Raw genomic sequence first — 26,434 nt, forward strand, 5'->3', positions numbered from 1 at the left:
ACAGCAGGGATACAGGAAGATTCCTGAACTTCCCCTACTTAACGGGGACAGAGCCATAAAGAAGGCGGATGATGGACCGGCTTTTGCCGGGGCCGTCAGGTGGATGCTTTATCTGATTTTGCTCGGGAAAGCAGCGCTTTTACTCACTTTTCATCAGGCTGTCGCGCAACTGGTTCAGTTGTTGTTTCATGTCCACAATCTGTTCCACGCTGCAGTGGCTGGCCGTCAGGATGGCTTCGGGCAGCAGGGCCGCTTGATGGCGCAGCTGGTCGCCCTGCTGCGTGAGGGAAATGATGACCTGGCGCTCGTCGCTGGCGGCGCGCGTGCGCGTCAGCAGACCCGATTGCTCCATGCGCTTGAGCAAGGGCGTCAGGGTGGCCGAGTCCAGGAACAGGCGCTCGCCCACTTCCGACACCGTCAGGCCGTCGCGCTCCCACAACACCATCATCACCAGGTACTGCGAATAGGTCAGGCCGAGCTTGCGCAGGAGCTTGCGGTACAGCTTGTTCATTGCAAGCGAGGTCGAATACAGCGCAAAGCACAGCTGGCCGTCCAGGCGCGGCACCTGGTGCAAGGGGTTGGGGGCGGTGGTGGTATCCATGGGCACAGTATATATAGTGCGCTACTTAGTTGCAAGCGACCCCAATGCCGCCAATGCCTGCGCGTCGAGCCTGAGCGCGCCGGCGGCGACATTCTCGCGCAGATGCGCCATGGACGAGGTGCCGGGAATGACCAGCATATTCGGCGCGCGCTGCAGCAGCCAGGCCAGCGCCACCTGCATCGGCGTGGCCTGCAGGGCGGCCGCCACCTGGTTCAAGGTATCGGACTGCAGCGGCGAAAAGCCGCCCAGGGGGAAGAAGGGCACGTAGGCGATGCCTTGCGCGGCCAGGGTGTCGATCAGCGCATCGTCTGCGCGGTGCGCCAGGTTGTAGTGGTTCTGCACGCAAACGATGGGAGCGATGCGCTGCGCCTCGGCCACCTGGCCGGCATCGACATTGGACAGGCCGATATGGCGCACCAGGCCTTCCCGCTGCAGCTGCACCAGTGTGGACAGCGGCTCGGCAAGCGACGAGCCGTCGGCGCCTTCCATGCCCGGCGCGCGCAGGTTGACCACATCGAGCACGTCCAGGCCCAGGTTGCGCAGGTTGTCGTGCACGGCGTCGCGCAGCTGCTGCGGCGATGCGGCCGGCAGCCAGGACTGGTCGGCGCCGCGCACGAAGCCGATCTTGGTGACGATGGTCAAGCCGTCGCGGTATGGATGCAGCGCTTCGCGGATGATCTGGTTGGTGACGTGGGGGCCGTAAAAGTCCGACGTGTCGATATGGTTGATGCCCAGTTCGACGGCTTCGCGCAGCACGGCAAGGGCGACGGCGCTGTCCTTCGGCGGGCCCCAGACGTGCGGGCCGGCCAGTTGCATGGCGCCGTAGCCGAGGCGGTTGAATGCGATGTCGCAATGGGCGGGCGTGAAGCGGTCGCTGGCGGGGTCATACGTGTGCATGGGGGCTCCTGTGTGGTGGTAAGGGACGGGAGCAGCCATCGTAAGGGCGAATACGCTGTATGATAATCGGGTCAATCCGGCACAGGCTGTACTTATTTGCGCACAATCTTATCCCGTGAAAGCTCTCTTCATGCATGCAGACAACCCTTCCATGGCCGACCTGTCCGCCTTTGCCCTGGTGGCCGAGCACCGGGGTTTTCGCCAGGCCGCGCGCGCCAGCGGGCAGTCGGCGTCGGCGCTGAGCGAGGCGCTGCGGCGGCTGGAGCAGCAACTGGGCATCCGCCTGCTGGAACGCACCACGCGCAGCGTGACGCCGACGGCAGCCGGCGCGTTGTTGCTGACGCGTTTGCGTCCGGCGCTCGAGGAAGTGAGCAGCGCGCTCGATGTGCTGAACGACTTGCGCGACAGTCCGCGCGGCACCTTGCGCCTGAACGTGCCGGTCAACGCGGCGCGCTTCTTTTTGCAGCCCATGGTCGACCAGTTCCTGCGCGCCTATCCGCAGATCAGGGTCGAGCTGGTGGTCGATAATAATTTTGTCGATGTCGTCGCCAGTGGCTGCGACGCCGGCATCCGCTATGGCGAGCGGCTGGAGCAGGACATGATCGCCATCCCGATCGGCCCGCGCACGCAGCGCTTCGCGGTGGCGGGCGCACCGTCCTACCTGGCGCAGCGGGGCGTGCCCGTGCATCCGCGCGAGCTGCTGCAGCACGCCTGCCTGCTGGGAAAATTCCTCAGTGGCGCGATTCCCCCATGGGAGTTCGAACGCGATGGGCAAAAAGTGAGCGTGGAGCCGGACGGCCCCGTGATCGTCACGCCGACGGCGGCCGACTTCGCGGTCAGCATGGCCATCGCCGGCCATGGTCTGGTCTATCTGTTTGAAGAGTGGTTGCAGCCGTATATCGATGCGGGCCAGCTGCGGCCCGTGCTGGAAGACTGGGCGATGCCTTTTCCCGGCCCGTTTTTATACTATGCGGGCCGGCGCCACCTGCCGGCCCCGCTGCGCGCCTTCATCGATTTCGTGCAGGCCAATTTTGCGCAGCTTCCGCCGCTTGCTCAATCCGCAGGATAGCGCTGGCGTAAAAGCTGCAACATGGCGACGTTCTGTTCCCACGCGTCGCTCACGGGCTGCTGCGTGTATGGCAGCGTTTGCGTGTACGGCGCGGGGCCGAATTCCGGCGTGAACGTCATGCGCTCGGCACCGGCCGCGCGGCGCAGCGCGACGATGGCATCCCACCAGGCCAGGTGGGCGTCGAGCGCCGGCTTGGCTTCCGGCGCGCGGAAGTCGGCCACCTGCGGACCCTGCGCATGGCCCACGCGCGCATGCACGTGGCGCACCAGCGGCAGCACTTGCGCCAGCGTGTGCGGCTGGTCTTCCAGCAGCGATTCGCAGGCGCAGCACCAGTGCGACAGGTCGGCCGTCAAAGGCAGTTCGGGATACTGCTGCAGATACGGCAGCAGCAGCATCGGGTGGCCGGAAAAGCGGCTGCGGTGGAGCTCGTGCACGATGGGCACGCCGTGCTTTGCCGAGATGGCGGCGGCCAGGTCGATCAATGCCGCGTTCTGCGCCTGGGTATAGTAATCCTTGCCCGTGTGCGTGTTGACCAGCACGGGGCGCGCCAGGCAGGCGTTTTCCAGCAGTTCCGCCAGGGCGGCGCGGTGCAGTTCGAAGTCGACGTGGAACACGGTTTCCCACTGCGCGGCGATCAGCTCCAGGCCCGCATCGGCGATGCGCCCCGTCCACTCCTCGCGCAGGGCGGCGTCCAGCGGCAGCGACATTTCGATGCCGTCGAAGCCGGCCTCCGCTACCATGTCAATGAAGACGTCGGGCGGCAGCTCGTTATTGCCCCAGTGGGCGGCAAAGACGTCGATGCGCATCAGACGAAGCCCCGCACGGGGAACGCCGCATCGCGCTGTATCCAGTTGTGCGCCGCATATTCGGTCTGGCCGTCGGTGGCGTGCAAGGTGTAGGCGTGGCGCGAGACGGGCGAGCGGTTCGGCGCGCTGTAGTGGGGCAGCAAGCCGTGGAAGCAGACGAGGGCGCCGGCCTTCACTTCCAACGGCACGGCCGTGCTGTCGTCGGGCCACGGCATGGCATTGAGTTTTTCCACGCGCACCTGGTCGCCGTTGCGGATGAAGCGTTCGCGCAGGGGGCCGCGGTGGCCGCCCGGTTCGGCCCACAGGCAGCCGTTATCCAGGGTCGCGTCTTCCAGCGCGAACCAGAACGTGGTCACGCTGATCGGCGTGGTCTCGAAATACGTGGCGTCCTGGTGCCAGCGCACTTCGCCGCCGATGCCGGGCTGTTTAAATATATACATCGATTGCCATACCTGCGCATCCGCCAGGCCCAGGTCGCGCGCCACTTCGGCCAGTTTCGGGTCGGCCGAAAAAGCGCGGAAGACGGGGTCCAGGTCGTGCATGGCGTGGCCGATCTTGTTGATCGACAGCGATTTCGCCTGTTTCAGCTGGCCGTCCGGGCCGAACGCCTCTTCCTCGAAGAAGCAGCGGATGGTGTTGTCGGAGGCGAGGAAATAATCGTTGGTGTTCTTCGCCTGGTCGCGCGTGGTGAAGATCGACTGGCTGACGCTGGGATCGAATTCGTTGACAATCTGCTCGGCGCGCGCGCGCAGGGCGGCGATTTCATCCGCGCCCTTGAAATCGGGCAGGATGATGTAGCCGTCGCGTTGGTATTGTTCCTGTTGTTCGATCGTCAGCATGGCGGCGGCTCCGGAGATTGGTAGAAGGCGCCATTGTAGGATGGGGACAGTGCGCAAACAATCGCCCTCTGGTTGACAGATTGTCGCCAAAGCGATGACAATCTTTGACATGGATCAACTAAAAGCGATGGAAATCTTTGTCGAAGTGGCGCGCCAGCGCAGCTTTACGGTGGCCGGGCAGCGCCTGGGGCTGACGCGCGCCATGGTCAGCAAGACCATCATGCAGCTGGAGGAACGCCTCAACGCGCGCCTGCTGCACCGCTCCACGCGCGAAGTGAGCCTGACGGATGCGGGTCGCGCCTATCTGGCGCCGTGCATGGCCACCGTCGTCCAGGCGCAGGAAGCGGCGCGCATGGTGGCGCACGTGGCGCAGGCGGGCGCCGGGCTGGCCGGGCCGCTGCGCATCCAGGCGCCATCGAGCTTCGGCAGCGCGTGGCTGGCCGATGCCGTCGCCCGTTTCAGCCTGCTGCACCCGCAGGTGCGGGCCGAGCTGTTTGTCGACGATGCGCTGCTCGACCCGATACGCCACGGCTTCGACCTGACCATCCGCGTGGGCGGCATCCCGGACAGCAGCGCGCTGGCCATGCGCCCGCTGGCGCCGTGCCGCGCCGTGCTGTGCGCCAGCCCCGCCTATCTGGCGCAATGGGGAGTGCCGCAGACGCCGCAAGATTTATTGCAGCATCAGTGCCTGCATTTCAGCCACCTGACCGATGGTACGAACTGGCATTTCCAGCGGGGGGACGGCGACAAGCAGGAAGAGGTGAGCGTGCGCGTGCAGGCCGGTTTCACGGCGAATAACGGCCTGGTGCTGCACCAGGCGGCGCAGCGGGGACTCGGCATCGTCTACAGCACCACGTTTCTCGCCTGGCGCAACCTGCTCGATGGCAGCCTGCTGCCCGTGCTGTCCGGCTGGGAGCTGCCCCTGAATCACTTGAGCGCCCTGTATCCGGCCAGCCGCCAGCCTTCGCCCAAGGTGCGCGCGCTGATCGATTTCCTGGTGGCCGAATACCAGCCCGTGCCGCCGTGGGACCGCGAGCTGGCAGCGGCCGGAGTTTTCAGCTGACGGTCAATTGAACGCGACCGGTTCCACCGTCCAGGCGCCATCGGCATACACGCGCTCGTCGTCGAGATAAACGGCTTCGGTGATGGCGAAGATGTCGACGTGGTAGCGCGCATCCTTGCGCTTGAATTGCGGTTTTGTATACACGCCGTGCTTGGCGCCCAGCGACAGATGGATGCCGCACATGCGTTCATACGTGCCGATGTCGTTGACCAGCTGCTCGCGCGAAAAGGCGCGGTTCATGCCGAAGCCCAGTTCGCGCACCCACACTTCACCTTCATGTGCGCGGATGATCTCGAGCATGGCGGTAAATTCCGGCGTGGCGTGCTCCGTGCCCGTGACTCTGCCCTTGTCGATGATCAGGGTGATCGGCGTATCGGGGCGGTTGACCATGAAGTGCGTGTCGCCGAAGACGAAGATGCGCACGCGCCCGTTCACCGCTTCCAGGTCCTGTGCTTCCGTGAACACTTCGCCCAGGGGGAACTGGCCGCCGATATTGTTCATGCCGCTGTAGTCGCCGATATTGAGCTTGGCCGGTTCGAACGGGGAAGCGAAGACCAGCTGCTCGCCGCCGCTGTCGACCATGCCGTGGCGGGCGCCGTCGATGCGCGCTTTCAGTGCATGGCCGACGCCGCGGTAATAGGCCGGGTCGTAGGCCAGCGAGGCGATGTAGTGCAGTCCCTGTACGCCGGGCATGCGCGACAGATGGACGTGTTCGATCACTTTCAGACCCCGCTTGAACAGTTCGATGCGGATGCGGAACGCTTCCAGGCGGAAGCTGGTCGACTGGATCAGCACAACGAGGCTGCCGGCCGGCAGTTCGGCAAACGCGGCCAGCACGGCGTCGGGCGTGACCTCGTCGAAATCGATGAAGGTGGCGTCCGGCAAGGCCTGGCGGTACGCTTCCGTCAGCACCACGTTGAGCCAGCTGCGCTTGTCGCAGACGATCAGGGACGGTTCGTCCGGGCGGTGGCGGATGGCCATGGCCAGCAGGTCGGCCACGTTTTGCGCGGCCACTTCGGTGGCGGCGGCGCTGATGGCGTCGAGCCGGCTGGTGTCATTCTCGGGAAGCGTCATGGTGCGAAGGTGGGGGCGTGAAGTAATCGCAGCATTATAAGGCGATTGCCCCGGCCGTCACCATTCCCCATCCGGCGGAGGACAGGCGGCTGCCGCGCCCCTGATTGTCTTGTGTAGTGCTTTCCGGCAATGTATTATTTGAAAAATGGTATGAACCGGTATGACAGGGCATGGCAGCGAGCCTGGAAGCGGCCCGGCGCAGCGGCAAAGGCGCGCATGCGCACGGTGGCATGCTTTCAGTGAAGCAGGGACAACAAGCCAACAGGCGAAGACTAAGAGTGTGATGTGATGAGCATAATCGGACAAGATATTCCCATGGAGCGGCCGGATGCGGATGGCCGTGCTGCCGTGTTCGTTCCCGTCACAGGCGTCAAGGAAGATGTCCTGTTGACCATACGCAAAGGTGCGGCCATCGTCGGCTTTGCCAACCACGACCGCACCATTACCGTGTATTTTGAAAGCAACCGCTTTGACGATCCCGCGCTGGCCAAGTGGGAGCACAAGGCGCGCAAGGCCTACGACCGCCTGGTCGACAATGCGCCCACCGTGTCGAAACTGACCACCAGCCCCGCCAATTTCGAGCAGATCGGCTACATCAATGGCAAGGGCATCACCATCCGCCGCATGGAAAGCCTGCAGCGCTGGCTCGCGTATTCGGATGCGATGGATACGTGTCCGGCGATGGATATCATTCCGCGCACGGTTATTGCCAAGGCCGACGCGGTCAAGGTGTAAGAGCGGCTGATAAAACGCCCAAGGCGTTGTTGCCTGCCTCTCGCCGTACTGACGTACTGTCTTCGAGGCGGCGCCTAGCCCTGAGCATTTTCTCAGCCGCTCTTGGCGCGCTTACGAATGGCTGTACGAAAGGCCACAGTTTGTAGCCTTTCCCTCGGTCCTGGCGTACTGTCTTCGGGGCGGCGCTTGGCCCTGCGCGTTTTTTCCGGCCGTTTTCGATTTTCCCCCTCACACCACGACGATATTCGCCTGCGCCTTGAGCGGGCAGGGCAGGGTATCGTCGAAGGTGATTTCGATGGCGCTGGCGACGAACATGCCGCCGATGTGCTGGGCGGCGATTTCGGGCGGCGTGCCCGGCTTGGTCAGGTTGACGTCCTGGGCGAAGACGAAGACTCTCCAGGTGCCGTAGACTTTTTGATCATATTGCAGCAGGGTGCGGTAAGCGCGCTTCAAGTCCAGGCTGCCTGCATAGACGCCGTCGTTGGCACCCGGGTCGAAGCCCAGGCCGTCGTCGGTCAGCGATTCGACGAAATACAGGCCCTGCGGCGCCTGGAACAGCACGAACGCATACAGCTCCGTGCCGCGGAAGACATTGCCGTTGTCGCGCTTGAAACTGGCGCGCAGCCACAACGGTTCGTAGGCTTGCACGACGGCGGGCGTATCCGTTTCCACCGGCCCCGCCACGTGGATGTTGACTTGCGTTTCGGTCACCGCATGCTGGTAGGTGGCGCCCGTGGTGAAACGATCGTACTCCCAGCTGATGTCGGCCGTATAGGGCAGGCCCGCATTCGGCGCTTCCGGCAACACCCATTTCGCCACCACGCGCTCGGCCAGGGTCAGTTCGCCAGCGGCCGGTGGTGTTGCTTCCTGACCACGCCAGAACGGGTCGGCGATATCGGAGCAGGCGACGGCGATGGCGCCCGAAGCGATGGCCGAGGCCACGCCCGCCACCGTGAACTCGGGCTGGCCGGAGCCGGCCCCTTCCAGCGAACAGCAATGCACGTCGGGTTCCGTTTCCTCGAAACTGCCGCCCACGCTGAAGCTGGCCTTGCCGGAGCCGAGCGCGGCGGCAATGATGGCCACCAGCGCGGCGATGATGGCGATGATGATGGCGAGAACCTTCCACCACGGGTCGGAAAACGGCAGCTCGCCATGCGTGCCCGCATAGGCGGGGTTCGGCGTCCAGATGAGGGTCATGCCGGTCGGTACGATGGGGCCCAGGCCGGGCGGGCAGCGGCACTCCTTCCCATCCGTGCCCGTGCTGCCCCAGCGCTTGCCCGGCAGATGGCCCTGCGGCTTGGACAGTTCCAGCGTGCCTTCCTCGACCGTACACGTGTAGGTGTTGGTCGTGCTGTCAAAGCGCGTCTGCGACACGAAGATTTGCTGGATCGAGCGGTGCGGCGTGTAGCCGTCCGCCTTGGCGACAAAGCTGACGAGCCTCTTGCCGGGCGCCGCATGCTGGAAATCGGCATCCCACATGACCAGCATGGCCGCGCCGGCGGGAATGCTGGCAAAGAAGAAGGTGCGCGCCACGGGCACGATGCCGGGGTCGCCCACGCTTTCCAGGTACACCGTGACATTCGTCAGGGCGCTGCCGGACATATTGGTGACGTGGGCGGCAATGCGCAAGCCATAGATGGCATTGTCGAAGATGCCATCGGGCAGCATGATATTGGTGACGGGCTCGATCGCGAACGGCCGCGTCAGCACCTGCAGGGGTGTGTCGCTCATGATGCTTGCTCCTCGGGGCTTTGCTGTTCTTGCGCTTGCTCTTTCTCCAGGTCGGTGACGACATACGTGACGCCGCCCAGCAGCTTGCCATCCTGGGTTTCCAGCACGCGCAGCAGCGCATACTGGCGTGGCGGCAAGGCTTCGGCGCGCACGCTCAGATACACGGCCTGCGCCTGGCCGCGCGGCACTTCCAGCACCAGTGTTTGCTCGCCGGGCGCGTCGCCATTGCAATGGGGCGTACGCGCCAGGCCTGCGACCAGCTGTGCGTCCCTGGCCGGCTGCCATCGCTCAAGCCCGAGGGTGGCCAGCAGGCGCTCCGGCAGCTCGCCGCCATACTCGATCTGCAGTTCCACTTTTTTCGTTTCGCGGGGCAGGGCCGCCACCGCGATGGCCAGCAATTGCGCGCGCCTGGCCGCCAGCACCACGTTGACGTTGCGCTGGGCGATCTGGTCGTGCTGCTTGGGCTGGAAGGGAAAACCGTTGGGCAGCGGGTCGGGCAGCGGGTTGACGTCGCCAGGCCCGTGGGCCACGGCCAGCAGGCATTCGTGGCCGCCATTGACGATGACGGGCACCCACGGCACCAGGCACAGCACTTCCTGCGTGGCGCCGGGCGGCAAGTCGGCAAACGCGGAGCCGATCTGCGTGGCGGCGCCGACGGCGATCTGGCCGGAAGGATCGGCCCAGTAAAAGTCCACGCGCACGCCGTTCGAGGCGCTGTTGCCCGTGTTGTGCACGCGGCCCCACAGGTAATTGCTGGTGCCGGCAATGGGCGCGCCGGGCGGGCCATTCGGATCATTGCCGGGCACGACCCAGATATCGGCGCTGTCCCACCAGGGCTGGCCGTCTTCGATGATCAGGTGGGCTGACATGGCGTTCTCCTTGTCCTTGGCCTGTGCTTGTAGCTTAGGCCGCGGCGGTGGAGGCTTTTTGATTGGTATCAAGGCAAGGGAACACGGGGCCGGTGCGCCGTTGCCTTGGCCGCGTAAGGTAATATTGCGGCAGAACGCAGTGGAATGACTCCAGGAAAAGGTTGGAATGTGCTTGAAACAGTGAATGACGTTTGCATCAACGCCGCCTGCGGCCGGACCTTGCCGCTGCGCGTGGCGCATTGTCCGTTTTGCGGCGCGCGCCAGGTGGCGCAAGCACCTGTTCTGGAGAAGGTAGTGGCGCCGCCGCCGGTGCCGCGCATGCCGCCGCCGGTGCCCGTCGCCCCGCCGATTTCCACGCCGCAACCGGCGCCGCAAGCCCCGCCGCAACCCGCCCCTCAGCCAGCTTCCGCTCCCCAGCCGGTCCCGCCGCCGGCTGCCGCGCCGGCCAAGGCGCCGCCCGCCAAGCCTGCCGGCAGGGGCTCGGTGCCGCCGCCGCGCCCGCCCGTGCGCTTGCGCACGTGGATCGCGGCGGTCGTGGTGCTGACCGGTATCTGGTTTTATAACAAGCCGGCCGACAAGCCCGCCAGCGTGGCGGAACAGGTCGAGGCCGCCACCGCGCTGGCGGCGCAGTGCGACCTGGATGGGGCGCGCAGCGCGCTGGCCGTGCTGAAAAGCGCCAAGGCGCCCGCCGCGCAGATCAAGCGCTTGCAGGCGAATATCAGCAAGTCCGCCGCTACTTGCGACAGGCAACAGCAGCGGGCGCAGGCGTGGACGGCGTTGCAAGGCAGCGTCCAGCAGGCCCTCGACGCGGGCAAGCCGGAGCTGGCCGCCACGCGCCTGGCCGCCTATGTGAAGCGCTGGGGCGACGATCCCGACACCCTGGAACTCGACGCCAAAGTGAAAGTGGCGCAAGCCAGCGCCCAGCTCGACCTGGCCGACGCCTGCCTGACCAAGGGCGACCGCGTCTGCCTGGAAAACAGCCTGATCGCCGCCGAGCGCTACAAGCGGCCGGAGCTGGCGGCGCGCACGCAGGCGCTGCGCGCGGCCTTGTCGCAATTGCTCGAACGCTCGCTGCTCGATGCATCCCCGGGCCAGTAGCGCCAACAACTAAAACGCCCGCCGCGGCCACGCCGGGCGGGTACACCTACTCAGCCCTACTCTTGCGGCACCAGCGCCAGCGCGGCGCTGAAGTCGCCCATCGGCTTGCCGCCGTTGGCCACCAGCGCCTTGTCGCGCGTGTTCAAGCCGTCGAGCACGGGCAGGGCGAAGCGGTGCGTGATGGCGCGCAGGATCGAAGCCGAATCGTATTGCGTATGGTCAACTAGTCCCTTTTTCACGTACGGCGAGACGAGGATGGCCGGCACGCGCGTGCCCGGACCCCAGCGGTCGCCCTTCGGCGGCGCGGCGTGATCATAGAAGCCGCCGTTTTCATCGTAGGTGACGATGACCAGCATGTTTTTCCACTGCGGACTTTTCTTCAGCTGGGCGATGACGCTGGCGATGTGCGCGTCGCCGTCGGCCACGCTGGCGTAGCCAGCATGCTGGTTCAAATTGCCCTGCGGCTTGTAGAAGGTCACGGGCGGCAGCTTGCCGGCGCCCGCGTCGGCCAGGAACTGGCTGTCGAAATCGCGCAGGTGGGCGGCCCGGTAGGCGGGCGCCTTCACGGGGTCCATGTTGGCAAAATAGTTAAACGGCTGGTGGTGGAACTGGAAGTTCGGCGGATTCGGGAAGCTGCCGGCGCGCGCGCTGGCCGTGGCCAGGGCCGTCGTGTCCTTCCAGGCGCCCGCATACCAGGCCCAGTCGATATTTTTGCCTGAGAGCAAGTCGCCGATATTCGTCTGCGTCTGCGGCGGCAGCGTGTTGGCCTTGCCCGTGTCCGCATACAGCTTGCTGCTGTCGGCCGATGCCGGGGCGTTGCTGCTGGGCTGGAACGGCGGCTGCATGGTGTTGACGGCGTAGAACATGCCCGTGCCGTCGGCCGGCGTCAGCGCGCCGTCGTTGGCGTAGGCTGGCGCGCCGTTCAGGACCGTGGTCGGCGCCGTGGCGGACGGCGTCAGGCGCACGAAGTTGCCGTTGGCGTCGACGTCGATCTTCGCGATCGAGCCCTTGGCCACCGAGGTGTCGGCGTTCGGATACGTGGGCGCGCAGGCGCAGATCAGATACTGGTGCGTGAGGAAGGAGCCGCCAAACGCGCCGATGAACAGGTTGTCGGCCAGCGCATATTGTTTGGCGATGTCCCACAGCTGCATCTTGCTGCCGTCGTAATAGCCCATCGACAGGCCGCCCGCGTCGGAATAGGCCGCGAATTTGTCGTTGGCGCCGCCGTTGATCTGCATCTGGTTGTTGTAGAAGCGGTGCACGAGGTCGCGCGTGATCACCGATTGCGGCAGGTACAGGGGGCTGCCGGCATCGTCGATCTGGAACGGCTTGTTCGGCAGGTTGGCCGATTGCGCCTGCGTGATGACGGTGCTCTGGCCGGCCGCCGTCATGCCGCCCCAGGTGGGCGGCAGCACGGGCAGGGTGCTGCCGTCATAGTCTTTCTGCGGCACGTAGGCGGAAGTCGACGTGGGATTGACGCCCGGCACGCCGTTCGCGCCCGGGAACAGGCCGTACAGATTGTCGAAGCCGCGGTTTTCCGCGTAGATGACGACGATGGTCTGGATATTGTTCAGCGCCAGGGCGCCGTTCAGGGCGGCCAGCGCGTCGGCCGGTGCCGCCTGCGCGCTGGCGCTGGCGATCAAGGCCGTCACGCTGGCGTTTTCCGCCTTCAGTTTCGCCAGCTCGTCGCCGCTGGCCTTGTTGAAGTCGGACGCCAGGCCCGCTTCGGACACGCCGATGCGCGCGGCCAGCTTGCTGCTGGCGGCCGCAAAGTCGCCGCCATTGCCGTCCATGACTTGCGCCAGTTCCGTCGACAGGGCGCTGACGAAGGCGCTGTGGCCGGCGGGGGCGCGCAGCAGCAGTTTTTGCGTCACCTTGCTGCCGCTGTCGCCGATGGCTTCATGGCGGATGGCGTCCGTGCCGACGGTCACCAGCACGGCGCCCTGGCCGTCGAGCGTGTAGCTGCCGTCGGCGGCCGTGCGCACGGGAGTCGAAGCGCTGTCGCAGGTCAGCTTGGCGGTGCCGCTTTCCAGGCATACCTGGGCGTTTTCATAGTAGCTGCCGATCACCTGGCCCGTGGTGCTGGGCGTGATCGCATAATTGCTGCCGCAGGCGGCCAGGCCCAGCGACAGCAAGATTGGCAGGGGACGTAAGACAGGGCGAGCGTACGGTTTCATTGTTCATGCCTTCTGGGTGGAAAACGTCGCATGCTAGGCAGGCAATATGTCAGCTGCGTGACATGTCAGCGTCTGTTACATGACGTAATGTACGGACTTGATACATTACGTTTTGCAGGGACTTGTCACGCAGCGGTCACATACCGTTGCTACGCTGCCAGCCCATGATGAAAACGAAGCCCTCACTGCTGCTCGCCTTTGTAGCCGCTTGCCTGCTGGCCGCCTGCCATCCGGCAGCGCAAAAGGAAGCCGCGGCCAAGCCCGCCTATCTGGCGGGCGCCTACGCGCCCACCCTGCCACGCCAGCCTTCCGTAGACCAGATGACGGCCATGGGCCGCGCCATGTTTTTCGAGCCCAGCCTGTCCGTGTCGGGGAAGATGTCGTGCGCCAGCTGCCACAGTCCCGAGCACGCGTATGGGCCGCCGAACGGGCTGGCGGTGCAGCTGGGCGGCCCGGAGCTGAAGGACGCGGGCACGCGCGCGGCGCCCTCGCTGCGCTACCTGCAGACCGCACCCGCATTCACCGAACATTTTCATGACGACGATGGCGACGACAGCGTCGATGCGGGTCCCACGGGCGGGCGCAACTGGGATGGCCGCGCCCAGTCCGGCCATGAGCAGGCGCTGGCGCCGTTGCTCTCCCAACGCGAGATGGGCAACCGCGACGCGGCGGCCGTCGTCGCCAAATTGCGCGCTGGCCCCCTGGCGGCGCAATTTCGCCAGACGTATGGCGCCGATATTTTCGAGCGGCCGGGCCAGGCCTTGCGCTGGGCGCTGATGTCGCTGGAAGTGTTCCAGGAAAGCCCGCTAGATTTCTATCCGTACACGAGCAAGTACGACGCCGTCTTGCGCAAGCAGGCCGTTTTGAGTCCGCAGGAAGCGCGCGGCCTGGCCCTGTTCAACGATGAGCGCAAGGGCAATTGCGCGTCCTGCCACATCAGCCAGATCACTTCCGGCGGCGCCTTTCCCCAATTTACCGATTACGGCTTGATCAATATCGGCGTACCGCGCAATGGCAAGCTGCCGGCCAATGCGGACCCGGCGTTCTTCGACCTGGGCTTGTGCGGCCCGGATCGCACCGACCTGATGGAGCACAAGGAGTACTGCGGCAGCTTCAAGACGCCGTCCCTGCGCAATGTCGCCCTGCGCAAGGTGTTTTTCCACAACGGCAGTTTTGACAGTCTGGAGCAGGTGCTGCGCTTTTACGTGCAGCGCGATACGGCGCCGCAAAAATGGTATCCGGCAGAGCGAAACGGCAAGGTGCGCAAATACGACGATTTGCCGCCGGGGCTCGAGGCGAATGTCAACGTGGAAGCGCCGTTCGACCGCCAGCCGGGCCAGGCGCCGGCCCTGAACGAAGCGGAGATCGCCGACGTGATCGCCTTCCTGCATACCTTGACGGATGGCTATCGGCCGGCCTCTGCGGCACATTGAACGCATGCTAAAAAAATATCAAGATACCATTGCTTACAACTACGCTACAAAAGCCTGTTTTTATGTGCGTTAGCGCACGCTAGAAAATTTTAGGCAGGTGTATATTGCGAACTGATCTGTGTCTTTTGATAACAATGAAAGGGAATACCATGAAAGCAAGCAAAAATTGGATGACCGTGTGCGCCGCCGGGATGATGGTTGTGGCACTGGCTGCCTGCCAGAAGAAGGACGATGTCGCCGCCGGTCCTGCGGAACAAGCTGGCCAGAAGATCGATGCGGCCGCTGCCAAGGCTGAAGCCGACATCAAGGCCGCCGCGACCAAAGCTGACGCCGCCGTGAGCCAGGCCGCTTCCGATACGGGCGCCAAGATGGACCAGGTCGCCGCTGACGCCGACAAGAAAATGAGCGAAGCGGCCGATGCCGTCGGCAAGAAAGTGGAAAAAGCCGGTGAAAAGATGCAGGACGCCGCGCACAAGTAATCACCGTCATCACCGCGCCAGGACCAGCTAACGCCGGCCCGGTTCCCGCAGCTGTCGTCAGGTGACGGCAGCTGCGGCGACGCCATCGCCCGCTTGGCCGCCTGGCGTCAACGTCTGCGTTCCAGCCGTCTCCGTCCTGTCCGCCTCGTCCGTCCCCCCCAGCACCACGCTCAAATCGACAAAGCCGTCGCGCCACGCGCGTTCCAGGTCTTGCTCCACCGCTTCCAGGGTCGTTCTTTCCACCTGATGAAAACCGCGCAAGCCATACGCCCGGTTGCGCCCGTGCGCCTTGGCCAGGTACAGCGCCATGTCGATCAGGTTGACGCTGCGTTCCCATGTGAGCGGCCGTCCCAGCGGCGCCAGCGGATAGGGCGCAAAGCCCACGGACACGTGCACTTCGATGGTCTGGCCCTGGTAGTCGATGCGTTGCGCCGCCATGCCGTTGAGGATGCGTCGCGCGATCTCGTCGAGCCCGTCGCGCGCGACGGCCGGCAGGAAGGCAAGGAATTCCTCGCCGCCCCAGCGCACGATCATGTCCGTTTCGCGCAACACGTCGTGCAGGGTTTCGGCGATCGTCGTCAGCACCAGGTCGCCCGCCGCATGGCCGTAAGCGTCGTTGATGTGCTTGAAGTGGTCGACGTCGAGCAGGAACAGCGCGCCCACGACATCGTCGCCGGCATAGGAGGGCTGCGGCTTGCCCGCATGGCTGCGCATGAATTCCTGGAAATGGCGGCGGTTGTACAGGGCCGTCAGCGGGTCGCGCGAACTCTGGCGCTTGAGTTCCTGGTTTTTCACCTTCAGCTGCACGTTCGCATGACGCACCTTGCGGTACAGCAAGCCAACGATGGTGGACGCCATGGCCAGTACCAGCGCCAGCAGCCACCACACGCGCTGCTGCAGGCGGCGGTTGTCGATTTCGGTGCTCTTCAGCTGATTTTCGCGGCTCAGCAGCTCGATCTGGCGCTGTTTCTTTTCCGCCTCATACTTTTCTTGCAGTTCATACACGGCTTTTTGCCGCTGCTTTTCGAACAGCTGGTTGGAAATGCCGCGCTCGCGGTGGTACGCGGTGACCGCGCCGCGCAGGTCGCCCGCCTTTTCCAGCGCCATGCCGTATTCCAGCAGCACGGCCTGCATTTCCGGCTGGTTGGCCGTGCGTTCGTAGTAGGCCAGGCCCGTGGCCACGCTTTGCTTGCCTTCCTGCAGCCGTCCCTGGCCGATCAGCGCCTGGCCGATGTTCAGCCGCGCCGTCGCCTCCACCTGTTCATCGTTGACGAGGTCCGCCGCCGTGATCGCTTCATTTGCATAGCGCAAGGCGCGCGCGTAGTCGCCTTCCTTGAGGTAGCTGTCCGACAGGTTGACGAGGGTGACGGCCACCATGCCGCGCGCGCCCAGCTGGCGTTCCAGCGCCAGGGCCGCCAGCAGGGCGCGCTGGCCCCGCTGCGGCTGCTGCGCGTCGAGCGCCAGCCCGTATTCCGTATTCTTTGCCTGCGCCATGCGGCCCGGTGACGCCAGTCTCGCGGAGACTGCCAGCAACTCGTCGAGCACTTCGAAGCCCTTGTCGTATTCGCGCATCTGCGTGTACAGCAGGGTGAGGGCATTCAGGGCGGCGGCCAGGCTGGACGGGGATTTGCTCTGGCGCGCCAGGTCGACGGCTGCCTGCAGCTTGGCCAGCGCAAACGGAAAATTGCCTTCCTCGGCCCACGACTGGCCCGCGCTGATGGTCGCTTGCACGCGCACGGGCAAGTCGTCCGTGCCATTGGCAATCTTTTCCGCCTCAAAGGCCAGCAGGTGCGAGGCGCGGCGCTCGTTGCGGGCAAACGTGATGTAGGCCTTGTTGAGTATGCCTTTTGCCAGCGCCACGTCGCTCTTGTTCATGCGGGCGTAGGCAATCAGTTCCTCGGCCAGCTGCATGGCGATGTCGTTCTGCCCCAGGCGCATGCGGGCGTTGCTCAGTTGGGTAAGGAATTCCGCGCGCACGGGCAGGGGAGCGCTGCGCGCCTGCGTTTCGACTTCCTGCAGCCGTTGCAGCGCGCGCGCGGGCACGTAGCGGCCGTCGTCGCGCACGGCGGCAAGATACTGCTCAAGGTCGCTGACCTGGGCGTGTGCGGCAGGCGGCAGCAAGCAGGCCAATACCAGCAGCCAATGCGCCTTTCGCCATGATGCCCGTCTCTGTCTGCCTGCCAACGTCCCGCTCCCGCAATGACCACCTGTCTGTAACAGATTATATTCTGTTGCAATCCAGAAATATCATGCAGTGCGCGGAAATTTGCGAAAGTGCACACTTTGGCCGCACGTCAGCGCAGGGGCAGGGCGGCCGTGGCCGGCGGGCTGCCTTTCAGGCGGAAGATGGCGACGGCCGCGATCAGGGCTTGCGCCTGTTCCTGCAGGCTTTCGGCAGCGGCGGCCGCCTGCTCGACCAGGGCGGCGTTCTGTTGCGTGATGTTGTCCATCTGCGTGACCGCCTGGTTGACCTCGCTGATTCCCGCGCTTTGCTCGTGGCTGGCGCTGGTGATTTCGCTCATGATGGCGGCCACCTTCTGGATCGATTCCACCACCAGCGCCATGGTGCGCCCCGCCTCGTCGACGAGCTTGCTACCGGCGTCGACCCGTTCCACGGAGGCGCCGATCAAGGTCTTGATCTCCTGCGCGGCGGCAGCGCTGCGGTGGGCCAGGCTGCGCACCTCGCCGGCGACGACGGCGAAGCCGCGTCCCTGTTCGCCTGCCCGCGCCGCCTCGACGGCCGCGTTCAGGGCCAGGATGTTGGTCTGGAAGGCGATGCCGTCGATGACGCCGATGATGTCGGCGATCTGGCTCGAACTTTCCTTGATCGCGCCCATCGTGCTGACCACCTGGGCGACAACGGCGCCGCCCTGCACGGCGACGGCCGAGGCGGTGGCGGCCAGCTGGTTCGCCTCGCCGGCGTTGCTGGCGTTTTGCCGCACCGTCGCCGTCAGCGTTTCCATCGAGCTGGCCGTCTCTTCGAGGGAACTGGCTTGCGCTTCCGTGCGCGCGGACAGGTCCGCATTGCCCAGCGCGATTTCGTGCGTGGCCACCGACATTTCGCCGGTGCCGCTGCGGATGTCGCCGATCAGCCCCGTCAGGTTGGCGTTAATGGTGTTCATCGCATGCAGCAGCACGCCGATTTCATCGGCTCGTTCGATGACGGCGTCGATGCTCAGGTCGCCGCCGGCGATCAGCTGCGCCGTGGCGATCGCCTGGTCCAGGCTGCGCTTGATGTGGCGGTACACGAGGAACAGGCACAGCAGCGAGACCATGACGGATACCAGCAGCACGCCGACCGTCACGGAGTAGGCCGCCATAGTGCCGCTCATCGCCGTCTGCACGGCCGCGCTCGTGCGCTGGTCGAGCAACGTGAGGAATTCATTCACCGGCTGCATGATCTTCGCCTTGTTGCTGTGGTATTGGGCATCGTGCATGATGGCGCGGGCCATTTCCAGGTCCGGCGGCCCGGTTTTGGTGAAGTTGCCGCTGCCGTCGTCGAAGCGGCCCTTGACGGCGTTCATGGCGATCACTTCGGTCTTGACCAGGCCGTCCGAATTGGCTTGCGCTTCGCGCAGCTTGGCGAATTCCTGCTCGCTGAAGCCGGCCTTGCGCATCAGTTCTGCCAGCGGCACGGCAGGCCCCGTCGATGCGGGCACGGGCACGCCTGCCGCCACGAAGTCCCAGTAGATGCGTTCGTAATGGGCGGGGCGCGGCTTCTTGCCGTTGCGGATGTCGAGGATGTCCAGGTATTGCTGTTCGTACCTGGCGTCGCCGGTGACGACGTAGGTGCGGGCCAGGCGGGTCAGGTCGTCCGAGCTTTGCCGCAGTTCGTCGGCCAGCAGGTAGGACTGGTAGCGCGTTTCAGTGACGCGGTTCGCCTCGGCCTGCTTGCCCGCCACGCGGAACAGCGCCCACAGGCTGATGACGGAGAGCGCCAGGCTGAGCAGAAAAATGGCGGCAAAGATATTCCTGATCGACAGTTTGCTGCGCATGGTATCCCCCGGAAGTGTGGTTGGGGCCGTTGGCGCTGCCCGCCAGATGAATATACTCCCGTCTGTACGGCATTTTTAATGCCGTACAGAAAAAAAGTGGCGCCATGCAACGGCGCCCCATGGCTATCAAATTGCCAGTTGCTGCAGCAGGTAGAGGCGCTGGTACAGGCCGCCTTCGATCTGCATCAGTTCCTCGTGCGGTCCCGCTTCCGTGATGCGGCCATGGTTGAGCACGATGATACGGTCCGCTTCGCGGATGGTCGACAGGCGGTGGGCGATGGCGATGATGGTGACCTTGCCGCGCAACTCGTTGAGGGCCGTCTGCACGATCTGCTCCGTCTGGCTATCGATGCGCGACGTCGCTTCGTCGAGCAGCAAAATGCGCGGCTGGCCGGCCAGCGCGCGGGCAATCGCGATCAGCTGCTTCTGCCCCGACGACAGGCGCGAGCCGCCTTCGCCCAGCGGCGTGTCGTAGCCGTGTTCCAGCGCCGCGATGAAGTCGTGCGCATGCGCGGCGCGCGCGGCCGTCTCGATCTGCTGCTGCGTGTAGCCGCGGCCCATGTCGATGTTTTCGCGTGCCGAGGCGGCCAGCAGGAAGGGGTCTTGCGGCACCAGGCCCACGTCGGCGCGGAAGTGCTCGTTGTCGATGCTGTCGAGGGCGACGCCGTTGATGGCGATGCTGCCCTGCGTGACGGGGTAGAAGCGCAGCAGCAAGGAGAGCAGGGTCGACTTGCCGCTGCCCGTGTGGCCGACGATGCCGAAGAAGGCGCCTTGCGGGATCTGCAGCGACAGGTCGTGCAGCACGGGCTGGTTTTCCACGTAGGCGAAGGTCAGGCGGGCGATGTCGACGGCGGGCACGTCGCTGCCCGTTTTCGCCTGCCGCAGGGCCGGTGTCTCCCTTCCCTGTGCGTGTTCCAGCGCCTGCGCTTCGTCGAGCAGGGCCGAGACGCGCGCCGTGGCCACCACCGACTGCTGCAGCTGGCTGAACTGCATGGTGATCTGGATCAGCGGTTCGATCACGCGCGCGATGTAGCTGATGAATGCATACAGCACGCCCACTTCCACGGCACCCATGTCGCGGCGGCCGAAGCTGAAGATGACGACGGCCAGCAGCACGATGTTGAGCATGTCGAGCGCGGGGCGCAGCAGCCAGGCGTTGGCGCGCAATTCCTGCATGCGCGCCGTGTAGTGGTCCTGGTTGATGCCCGTGAAGCGCGCGCCGAAGCGCTTTTCCGCGTTATTCGCCTGCAGCACGCTCATGCCGCCGATCGATTCGGCGATCTGGCCGTTGATCTCGCTGCGCAGGGCGCGCGCGCGCGTGACGGCCGGCGCGCTCCAGCGCTGGTACAAAAAGACGATGAGCAGCACGGCCGGCAGCAGGGCCAGCACGATCAGCATCAAGCGCCAGTCGAGGAAGGCCATGGCGGCCATGGTGCCGACCAGGACGATGGAGCTGTCGAGGATGACGAACAGCACCTGCACGTACAGCGATTTCACCGCTTCCGTGTCGTTGGTGACGCGGCTGACCAGCTGGCCCGTGATGGCGCGGTCGAAAAAACTCATCGGCAGGCGCAGCACGTGCTGGTAGACGGTTTCGCGCAGGCGCTGCACCGAGCGCATGGCCAGGCCGGACAGGCGCACCAGCTGCAAATAGCGCAGGCCGGAAGCGACCCAGCCCGTCAGCAGGCAGCCGCCCAGCAGCAGCGACATGCGCGTCCAGTCCAGGTGGCGCGGCAGCAGATGCTGGTCGATCAGAGCCTTGCCTAAAATGGGACCCGTGACTTCGAGGGCGGCGGCGAGGATCAGCCAGAACGTGGCCCAGTATAAATGGCGCAGGTCCGGCGCGGCGGCGCGGCGCAGCAGGCCGATCGCCTGCACGGCCTGGCGGCGCACGGATGGCGTGGCGGTGGTGGCTTGGTCGTTCTTAGATGGCATCGAGGCTGGCCTCCAGTTGTTGATAGCGCCACTGGCTGGCGTACCAGCCGTCGCGCTGCATCAGCGCGTCGTGGTTGCCCGTTTCCGTCACGTGGCCGTCGCGCAGCACGAGGATCAGGTCCGCGTTGACGACGGCGCTCAGGCGGTGGCTGGCGATGATGGCGCTGCGCTCGGGGCGCTTGCGGCGCAATTCCTCCAGGTGCTGCAGGATGCGCGTTTCCGTGCCCGTGTCGACGGCGGACAGCGCATCGTCGAGCAGCAGCAAGCCGTTGTCGGCCAGCAGGGCGCGGGCAATCGCCACGCGCTGGCGCTGGCCGCCGGACAGGGTGATGCCCTTTTCGCCCACGTGGGTGGCATAGCCTTCGGGGAACTGCAAAATGTCCGCGTGGATGTCGGCCAGCTGCGCCGCCCGCTCCACTTCCTCGCGCGTGGCGCCGGGACGGGCCAGCGCGATATTGTCGGCGATGGTGGCGGAGAATAAAAAGGACTCCTGCGGCACCCAGCTGATCGCCGCGCGCAGCGCGTGCAAGGTGTAGGCGTCCAGCGCGTGCCCATTCCACGTGGCCGTGCCCGATTGCGGCGTGACCTGGCGCAGCAGCACGCGCAGCAGGGTCGACTTGCCGCTGCCCGTCGGGCCGACCAGGCCCAGGGTCTGGCCCGGCTGCAAGCGCAGCGAAATGCCGGACAGGGCCGGCGCCGTCTGGCCCGCATACGCAAAGCCGACGTCCTGCAATTGCAGGGGGCCGGGCGTCAGCGTGGCGATGCTGCCATGGTCGTCGATGGCCAGCGGCGCGTCGAGCATCGGCTGCAGGCGCTGCCAGGCGGCGCGGCCCCGTTCGATCAATGACAGCACCCAGCCGGCGGCGAACATGGGCCAGATCAGCTGGCCCAGGTACATGGAAAAGCTCGTCAGCGCGCCGATGGTCAGCTGGTCTTGCCACACGAGGTAGCCGCCCAGGCCCAGGGTCAGCGCCGTGGCCGCCGTCAGGGTCAGGCCGACGGCCGGCTCGTACGCCGCTTCCCAGCGCTGCGCCGTCAGGCTGGCGTTGGCCGCATGGCCGGCCAGGGTGGAGAACTGCTTGCTGCTGCGCTCTTCCAGGCCCAGCGCGCGCAGGGTGCGCACGCCCGACAAGGACTCTTGCACGTGGTCGTTCAGCGCGGAAAAGCGTTGCAGCGAATCCGTCGACGCCGTATGGATATGGCTGGAAATGCGCCAGAAGGCCAGTCCCATCAGGGGGAAGGGCAAGAGGGCGATGCAGGCCAGGCGCCAGTCCACGCCCAGCAGCATGATGCCGAGCACCATCAGCAAGGTCAAAGTGCCGTCGAAACCGGCCAGCATGGCTTCGCCGGCGGCCATTTCGATGGCGTCGATATCGTTCGTCGCCAGCGCCATCAGGTCGCCCGTGCGCTGGTTCTGGTAGAACGACGCGCCCTGCTGCGACATGCGCGTGTAGAAGCGCGTGCGCAGCATCACGCCCAGCTGGTAGGCGGCCTTGAACAGGGTGATGCGCCAGCCCACGCGCAGGAAGTAGATGACGACGCCGACGGCGAGCAGAGTCAGCAGCTCAAGCCACAGTTCGGCGGCCGTCATGCGGTGCGCGGCCAGCGCGTCGATGATGGCGCCCACGCGACGCGGGATCCAGACGGTCAGTGTTGCCACGCCTGTCAGCATGACGGCGGCGGCGGCATACGCCGGCCAATGCTGACGCACGAAGCCGGCGATGAGCCTCGATAAACTCATGGTTACCTTTTGTTTTGAGTAATGGGGTGTCGCGGGGCGGAAGGACGGGCACGCGGACGGAAAGTACGCGTAGGATACAACAAGGCGGAAAAGCGCGCTGTGGACGAGCACGCAAAAAACGGGCCGTAGCCCGTTGTTTTGCTGCGTCAGTACCGTGCGCGCGGCTTACTTGCGGCCGCTGCCTTTGCCGCCGCCCAGCATGTCGAGCTGTTTCGATGGCGTGCCCTTGGGCGCTGCCTTGGCTGCCGGCGCAGGGGCGTGCTTCACGGCGGCCCTGGCCACGGTCTTGCCGGCGGCGCTGGCCGGCTTGGCGGCCGGTTTGCTCGTAGGAAATGATTTCGCGGTCGGCTTGGCGGGGGCTGGCGCGGCCGCGGCCGCTTTCGCTGGTGCTGCGGCAGGAGCCGGTGCGGGCTTGGCCGCTTCCGGCTTGGCTGCCGGTTTGGCCGCCGGCTTGGCTTCCACCGCTTTGGCGGCGGGCTTGTCGGCAACCTTCTCGGCAACCTTGGCAGGCGCTGCCGCTGGCTTGGCTGCCGGCGCGGCAACAGGAGCGCGGGCTGGCGCAGCCTTGGCGGCCGGTTTGGCTACTTCGGCCGGCTTGGCTACTTCGGCAGGCTTGGCGGCAACGGGGGCAGGTGCCGCTGCCGGCGCCGGCGCTGGTGCAGGTGCAGGCGGGGTGACGGCCAGCGCGGGCTTGGCTGCGGCAGGAGCCGGGGCCGTTGCGGCGGCTGGCGCGACCGCATCGAGGCGGGCCTTGGCCGAGGCCAGCAATTCCGCCTGCGTGCCCGAGGCGATGCCGAACAGCTGGCGGCTGTAGGCCAGCACGCTCTCGATGCTTGGCTGCGCCTGGCTGGTGCTGTAGCTGAAGAAGTCGCGCGGGTCCTGCGTAACGAGCAGGTGCTGCGCCGTTTCCGCCGTCTGCGAGATGGCGGCCTTGCCGGCGTTCAGGTTCAGGGCGATGATTTTTTCGGCGCTTTCAAAGACTTTGCTGGTCAGAAGGCTGAAGATTTGCAGCTGGCTTTCCAGTTGCGACTTGGCGGCGCTGGAAAATTGTTCAGGAAGCGGAAACATATTTACTCCTTTGTACGGATTAAAATGCTGGCAAAACGCTCTGCAAAATCCCGAAAACCAGAGTTGGCCGCGTTTTGTAAAGTGGGTAGCGTGCTGAATAGCTGATCATAGACTTTTTATGATGCAACGCAATATGAATATTCTAGCGGTGATTCGAGTTAGTTGAAAGTTATTTTCTCAAGGGCGTGCGCCGTATGTTTTGCGCTATTCATGCGCCTGGCGGCATTTGCGGGAAGTTTGCGCGCGCGCAAAGCGCTGCCAAGGAATCTATGGCTACGCTTTTGCCAGTGCCTTGTTTCTTGCACTGCAACATCCGCGAGAAATATGTAAATGATCATTCACTGAAACACCAGACACAGTCGTCAACCGAAGGAGTGTCCGCATGGACCTAGTCATCCGCAATGCCAGCCTGCCCGACGGGCGCCGCGCCATCGATATCGCCATCGAGGGCGGCCGCATCGCCGCCGTCGGCCCCGCCTTGCCCGTGACGGGCGTGCAAGAGATCGACGCCGCCGGCGACCTCGTCACGCCGCCCTTCGTCGACGCCCACTTCCACATGGACGCCACGCTCAGCTATGGCCTGCCGCGCGTCAACGCCTCCGGCACCCTGCTCGAAGGCATCGCCCTGTGGGGCGAGCTGAAACCGCAACTGACGCAGGACGCGCTGGTCGAACGCGCCCTGCAGTATTGCGACTGGGCCGTGGCGCGCGGCCTGCTGGCGATCCGCTCGCACGTGGATATCTGCGACCCGCGCCTGCTGGCCGTCGAAGCGCTGCTCGACGTCAAGCGGCAAGTGGCGCCGTATCTCGATTTGCAGCTGGTGGCCTTTCCGCAGGACGGCATCCTGCGCAGTCCCGGCGCCTTCGATAATCTAAAACGCGCGATCGCCATGGGCGTCGACGTGGTGGGCGGCATCCCGCATTTCGAGCGCACCATGGCCGACGGCGCGGAATCCGTGCGCCTGCTGTGCGAATTCGCCTGCGAGCGGGGCCTGATGGTCGACATGCATTGCGACGAATCGGACGACCCGCTGTCGCGCCACATCGAAACCCTGGCCTTCCACAGCCAGCGCTTGGGGTTGCAGGGCAGGGTGACGGGCTCGCACCTGACGTCCATGCATTCGATGGACAATTATTATGTGAGCAAACTGCTGCCACTGATCCGCGAGGCGGGCGTGGCGGCCATCGCCAACCCCCTCATCAACATCACCCTGCAGGCGCGTCACGATACGTATCCGAAGCGGCGCGGCATGACGCGCGTGCCCGAGATGCTGGCCGCCGGCATTCCCGTCGCCTTCGGCCACGACTGCGTGATGGACCCGTGGTACAGCCTCGGTTCCGGCGACATGCTGGAAGTGGCGCACATGGGACTGCACGTGGCGCAGATGACGGGCCAGCAGGCGATGCACGAGTGTTTTTTGGCCGTGACGGAGACGCCGGCGCGCATCCTGGGCCTGGACGGCTACGGCATCGCGCCCGGCTGCCACGCGGACTTGCTGATCCTCGATTGCGGCAGTACCGTGGAAGCGCTGCGCCTACGCGCGGCGCGGCGCCTGGTGCTGCGCCGCGGGAAAGTCGTCAGCGAGGCGCCGCGCGCGCAATCGCGCCTGCACCTGCCGGGGCGGCCCGACAGTGTGAACTTCCGCCTGGGGCGCTGATACAATCGGCCATCACTTGTCATTGGGAGCACCGCCTTGAAAGAAATTGATATCCGCCCGGCCAACGAAGCCGATTTCGACGCCATGTGGGCCATCTTCCAGGTCCTGGTGGCCGCTGGCGACACCTATACCTTCCCCGCCGATACCTCGCGCGAAGAGTGTCACGCCTACTGGTTCGGTCCCGGCGTGCAAAGCTTCGTCGCCGTGATGGGCAGCGAGCGCCTGCTGGGCATGTACAAGCTGGTGGCGAACCAGCCGGGCCATGGATCGCACGTGGCCAATGCCTCGTTCATGGTCGATCCCGCCGCGCAAGGCGTGGGCGTGGGCCGCCTGATGGGCGTGCACTGCATGGAAGAGGCGCGCCGCGCGGGCTACCTGGCGATGCAGTTCAACTTCGTCGTCAGCACCAACCTGGCCGCCGTCACCTTGTGGAAAAAACTGGGCTTCACGGTGGTCGCTACCCTGCCGCTGGCCTATCGCCACGCGCAGCTCGGCTATGTCGACGCCTACGTGATGTACCAGCTGCTGACCGACCCGATGCAGTGGCCGGCATGAGCGGCGCCATGACAGAGCCGATTACCGTCATCGAGACGCCCCGTCTGCGCCTGCGCACGGCCGCCCTGGACGATGCTGCCTTCTACATGGAGCTGGTCAACGACCCGTCGTGGATCGCCAACATCGGCCAGCGCAACATCCACACGCTGGAAGCGGCCCGCGCCGCGCTGGAGTCGGGACCGATGGCGCAGTTCCGCGAACACGGTTATTCGCTGTACATCGTCGAACGCCGCAGCGACGGCGCGCCCGTGGGCATGGCCGGCCTGGTGCGCCGCGACAGCCTGCCCGGCCCCGATATCGGCTATGCCGTGCGCCCCGCCTACTGGGGCCAGGGCTATGCCTGGGAGGCGGCGGCGGCCATCGTGCGGCATGCGCAGCACGTGCTGCGCATGCCCACCCTGTACGGCATCACCTCGCTGCAGAACCAGGCGTCGATCAATCTGCTCAACAAGCTGGGGCTGCGCTTCGAGCGCTTTACGCGCCGCCAGCCGGATGGCAAGGATACGAATGTCTACCGCCGCGATTTTCGTCTGGATTGAATGGACAAGGCGTATCGTCAGGCTGAAAAATAGTATTTAAAATCTGGCCGCTTTTGTAGTGGTGGCGCGCAGT

Annotated in this window: 22 protein-coding genes; 9 read left to right on the plus strand and 13 right to left on the minus strand. The window is 65.3% G+C overall.

Translation table 11 applies throughout. The annotated features are described in order from the left end of the window. Nucleotides 1-139: 139 nt before the first annotated feature. Both JAB8_RS08395 and JAB8_RS08400 read right to left on the minus strand, forming a co-directional pair. On the minus strand, nucleotides 140-601 hold the full coding sequence (locus JAB8_RS08395) for a MarR family transcriptional regulator (RefSeq protein WP_070224423.1): 462 nt from the start codon (nucleotides 599-601) through the stop codon (nucleotides 140-142). 21 nt (nucleotides 602-622) lie between these two features. Continuing rightward, complete coding sequence (locus JAB8_RS08400) at nucleotides 623-1,498, minus strand: aldo/keto reductase family oxidoreductase (protein WP_070289171.1); 876 nt, start codon at nucleotides 1,496-1,498, stop codon at nucleotides 623-625. Between the two features lie 130 nt (nucleotides 1,499-1,628). Between JAB8_RS08400 and JAB8_RS08405 the strand changes: the two genes are divergently transcribed. Further along, nucleotides 1,629-2,567 (plus strand): LysR family transcriptional regulator, encoded by a 939-nt coding sequence (locus JAB8_RS08405; RefSeq protein ID WP_070289172.1) that lies wholly within the window; start codon nucleotides 1,629-1,631, stop codon nucleotides 2,565-2,567. On the opposite strand, the gene JAB8_RS08410 is transcribed toward JAB8_RS08405, so the two are convergent. Both JAB8_RS08410 and JAB8_RS08415 read right to left on the minus strand, forming a co-directional pair. Continuing rightward, nucleotides 2,552-3,373: a TIM barrel protein gene (locus JAB8_RS08410; RefSeq protein WP_070289173.1), complete on the minus strand. Its 822-nt coding sequence runs from the start codon at nucleotides 3,371-3,373 to the stop codon at nucleotides 2,552-2,554. The genes JAB8_RS08405 and JAB8_RS08410 overlap by 16 nt on opposite strands. Further along, entirely contained in the window at nucleotides 3,373-4,212 is an 840-nt protein-coding gene (locus JAB8_RS08415; protein WP_070289174.1) for a phytanoyl-CoA dioxygenase family protein, read from the minus strand. Before JAB8_RS08415 ends, JAB8_RS08410 begins: the two co-directional genes overlap by 1 nt. Before the next feature lie 109 nt (nucleotides 4,213-4,321). Between JAB8_RS08415 and JAB8_RS08420 the strand changes: the two genes are divergently transcribed. Next, entirely contained in the window at nucleotides 4,322-5,275 is a 954-nt protein-coding gene (locus JAB8_RS08420; protein WP_254679476.1) for a LysR family transcriptional regulator, read from the plus strand. Nucleotides 5,276-5,278: 3 nt separating this feature from the next. Here the strand turns inward: JAB8_RS08420 and JAB8_RS08425 are convergent, their stop codons facing one another. Next, a complete protein-coding gene (locus JAB8_RS08425) occupies nucleotides 5,279-6,349 on the minus strand; it encodes a hypothetical protein (protein WP_070289176.1) in 1,071 nt (356 codons plus the stop codon). A 288-nt stretch (nucleotides 6,350-6,637) separates the two neighbouring features. On the opposite strand from JAB8_RS08425, the gene JAB8_RS08430 reads away from it, so the two are divergent. Next, nucleotides 6,638-7,084 (plus strand): hypothetical protein, encoded by a 447-nt coding sequence (locus JAB8_RS08430; RefSeq protein ID WP_070224416.1) that lies wholly within the window; start codon nucleotides 6,638-6,640, stop codon nucleotides 7,082-7,084. Between the two features lie 228 nt (nucleotides 7,085-7,312). On the opposite strand, the gene JAB8_RS08435 is transcribed toward JAB8_RS08430, so the two are convergent. Both JAB8_RS08435 and JAB8_RS08440 read right to left on the minus strand, forming a co-directional pair. Next, nucleotides 7,313-8,815 (minus strand): hypothetical protein, encoded by a 1,503-nt coding sequence (locus tag JAB8_RS08435; RefSeq protein WP_070289177.1) that lies wholly within the window; start codon nucleotides 8,813-8,815, stop codon nucleotides 7,313-7,315. Continuing rightward, a complete protein-coding gene (locus JAB8_RS08440; protein ID WP_070289178.1) occupies nucleotides 8,812-9,684 on the minus strand; it encodes a hypothetical protein in 873 nt (290 codons plus the stop codon). The genes JAB8_RS08435 and JAB8_RS08440 overlap by 4 nt, the downstream gene beginning before the upstream one ends. Before the next feature lie 168 nt (nucleotides 9,685-9,852). Here JAB8_RS08440 and JAB8_RS29465 point away from each other — a divergent pair, with 168 nt between their 5' ends. Beyond that, entirely contained in the window at nucleotides 9,853-10,782 is a 930-nt protein-coding gene (locus JAB8_RS29465) for a hypothetical protein (protein WP_175445167.1), read from the plus strand. Nucleotides 10,783-10,838: 56 nt separating this feature from the next. Here the strand turns inward: JAB8_RS29465 and acpA are convergent, their stop codons facing one another. After that, nucleotides 10,839-12,959, minus strand: a complete 2,121-nt coding sequence (gene acpA / locus JAB8_RS08450; protein ID WP_070289180.1) for an acid phosphatase — start codon at nucleotides 12,957-12,959, stop codon at nucleotides 10,839-10,841. 167 nt (nucleotides 12,960-13,126) lie between these two features. Here acpA and JAB8_RS08455 point away from each other — a divergent pair, with 167 nt between their 5' ends. Both JAB8_RS08455 and JAB8_RS08460 read left to right on the plus strand, forming a co-directional pair. Then, nucleotides 13,127-14,392 (plus strand): cytochrome c peroxidase, encoded by a 1,266-nt coding sequence (locus JAB8_RS08455; RefSeq protein WP_070289256.1) that lies wholly within the window; start codon nucleotides 13,127-13,129, stop codon nucleotides 14,390-14,392. A gap of 149 nt (nucleotides 14,393-14,541) precedes the next feature. Then, a complete protein-coding gene (locus JAB8_RS08460; RefSeq protein ID WP_070218021.1) occupies nucleotides 14,542-14,871 on the plus strand; it encodes a hypothetical protein in 330 nt (109 codons plus the stop codon). 57 nt (nucleotides 14,872-14,928) lie between these two features. On the opposite strand, the gene JAB8_RS08465 is transcribed toward JAB8_RS08460, so the two are convergent. The 5 genes from JAB8_RS08465 to phaP all read right to left on the minus strand — a co-directional run bounded on the left by JAB8_RS08465 (nucleotide 14,929) and on the right by phaP (nucleotide 23,610). Next, a complete protein-coding gene (locus JAB8_RS08465) occupies nucleotides 14,929-16,992 on the minus strand; it encodes a tetratricopeptide repeat-containing diguanylate cyclase (protein ID WP_343216101.1) in 2,064 nt (687 codons plus the stop codon). A 173-nt stretch (nucleotides 16,993-17,165) separates the two neighbouring features. Then, nucleotides 17,166-18,866, minus strand: a complete 1,701-nt coding sequence (locus JAB8_RS08470; RefSeq protein ID WP_070218019.1) for a methyl-accepting chemotaxis protein — start codon at nucleotides 18,864-18,866, stop codon at nucleotides 17,166-17,168. A gap of 126 nt (nucleotides 18,867-18,992) precedes the next feature. Then, nucleotides 18,993-20,801: an ABC transporter transmembrane domain-containing protein gene (locus JAB8_RS08475; protein WP_070289181.1), complete on the minus strand. Its 1,809-nt coding sequence runs from the start codon at nucleotides 20,799-20,801 to the stop codon at nucleotides 18,993-18,995. Continuing rightward, a complete protein-coding gene (locus tag JAB8_RS08480) occupies nucleotides 20,791-22,542 on the minus strand; it encodes an ATP-binding cassette domain-containing protein (protein ID WP_070218015.1) in 1,752 nt (583 codons plus the stop codon). The genes JAB8_RS08475 and JAB8_RS08480 overlap by 11 nt, the downstream gene beginning before the upstream one ends. A gap of 165 nt (nucleotides 22,543-22,707) precedes the next feature. Continuing rightward, entirely contained in the window at nucleotides 22,708-23,610 is a 903-nt protein-coding gene (gene phaP, locus JAB8_RS08485; protein ID WP_070289182.1) for a TIGR01841 family phasin, read from the minus strand. Nucleotides 23,611-23,992: 382 nt separating this feature from the next. On the opposite strand from phaP, the gene JAB8_RS08490 reads away from it, so the two are divergent. Genes JAB8_RS08490 through JAB8_RS08500 form a run of 3 tightly spaced genes read left to right on the plus strand, consistent with a single transcriptional unit; the run spans nucleotide 23,993 to nucleotide 26,361 of the window. After that, on the plus strand, nucleotides 23,993-25,267 hold the full coding sequence (locus JAB8_RS08490; protein ID WP_070289183.1) for an amidohydrolase family protein: 1,275 nt from the start codon (nucleotides 23,993-23,995) through the stop codon (nucleotides 25,265-25,267). Between the two features lie 36 nt (nucleotides 25,268-25,303). Further along, nucleotides 25,304-25,822 (plus strand): GNAT family N-acetyltransferase, encoded by a 519-nt coding sequence (locus tag JAB8_RS08495; RefSeq protein WP_070289184.1) that lies wholly within the window; start codon nucleotides 25,304-25,306, stop codon nucleotides 25,820-25,822. Nucleotides 25,823-25,830: 8 nt separating this feature from the next. Then, nucleotides 25,831-26,361, plus strand: a complete 531-nt coding sequence (locus tag JAB8_RS08500; RefSeq protein ID WP_254679477.1) for a GNAT family N-acetyltransferase — start codon at nucleotides 25,831-25,833, stop codon at nucleotides 26,359-26,361. The last annotated feature ends 73 nt before the right edge of the window (nucleotides 26,362-26,434 follow it).

Source organism: Janthinobacterium sp. HH106, from assembly GCF_001758725.1.
In the GTDB taxonomy this organism is placed as follows: domain Bacteria; phylum Pseudomonadota; class Gammaproteobacteria; order Burkholderiales; family Burkholderiaceae_D; genus Janthinobacterium.

Coding starts and splice junctions, on each gene's coding strand:
- JAB8_RS08480 (WP_070218015.1), bottom strand. CDS start 22,542: ATGAGTTTATCGAGGCTCATCGCCGGCTTCGTGCGTCAGCATTGGCCG.
- JAB8_RS08455 (WP_070289256.1), top strand. CDS start 13,127: ATGAAAACGAAGCCCTCACTGCTGCTCGCCTTTGTAGCCGCTTGCCTG.
- JAB8_RS08500 (WP_254679477.1), top strand. CDS start 25,831: ATGACAGAGCCGATTACCGTCATCGAGACGCCCCGTCTGCGCCTGCGC.
- JAB8_RS08460 (WP_070218021.1), top strand. CDS start 14,542: ATGAAAGCAAGCAAAAATTGGATGACCGTGTGCGCCGCCGGGATGATG.
- JAB8_RS08405 (WP_070289172.1), top strand. CDS start 1,629: ATGCATGCAGACAACCCTTCCATGGCCGACCTGTCCGCCTTTGCCCTG.
- JAB8_RS08475 (WP_070289181.1), bottom strand. CDS start 20,801: ATGCCATCTAAGAACGACCAAGCCACCACCGCCACGCCATCCGTGCGC.
- JAB8_RS08420 (WP_254679476.1), top strand. CDS start 4,322: ATGGATCAACTAAAAGCGATGGAAATCTTTGTCGAAGTGGCGCGCCAG.
- JAB8_RS08415 (WP_070289174.1), bottom strand. CDS start 4,212: ATGCTGACGATCGAACAACAGGAACAATACCAACGCGACGGCTACATC.
- JAB8_RS08440 (WP_070289178.1), bottom strand. CDS start 9,684: ATGTCAGCCCACCTGATCATCGAAGACGGCCAGCCCTGGTGGGACAGC.
- JAB8_RS08395 (WP_070224423.1), bottom strand. CDS start 601: ATGGATACCACCACCGCCCCCAACCCCTTGCACCAGGTGCCGCGCCTG.
- phaP (WP_070289182.1), bottom strand. CDS start 23,610: ATGTTTCCGCTTCCTGAACAATTTTCCAGCGCCGCCAAGTCGCAACTG.
- JAB8_RS08400 (WP_070289171.1), bottom strand. CDS start 1,498: ATGCACACGTATGACCCCGCCAGCGACCGCTTCACGCCCGCCCATTGC.
- JAB8_RS08410 (WP_070289173.1), bottom strand. CDS start 3,373: ATGCGCATCGACGTCTTTGCCGCCCACTGGGGCAATAACGAGCTGCCG.
- JAB8_RS08470 (WP_070218019.1), bottom strand. CDS start 18,866: ATGCGCAGCAAACTGTCGATCAGGAATATCTTTGCCGCCATTTTTCTG.
- JAB8_RS08435 (WP_070289177.1), bottom strand. CDS start 8,815: ATGAGCGACACACCCCTGCAGGTGCTGACGCGGCCGTTCGCGATCGAG.
- acpA (WP_070289180.1), bottom strand. CDS start 12,959: ATGAAACCGTACGCTCGCCCTGTCTTACGTCCCCTGCCAATCTTGCTG.
- JAB8_RS08425 (WP_070289176.1), bottom strand. CDS start 6,349: ATGACGCTTCCCGAGAATGACACCAGCCGGCTCGACGCCATCAGCGCC.
- JAB8_RS08490 (WP_070289183.1), top strand. CDS start 23,993: ATGGACCTAGTCATCCGCAATGCCAGCCTGCCCGACGGGCGCCGCGCC.
- JAB8_RS08430 (WP_070224416.1), top strand. CDS start 6,638: ATGAGCATAATCGGACAAGATATTCCCATGGAGCGGCCGGATGCGGAT.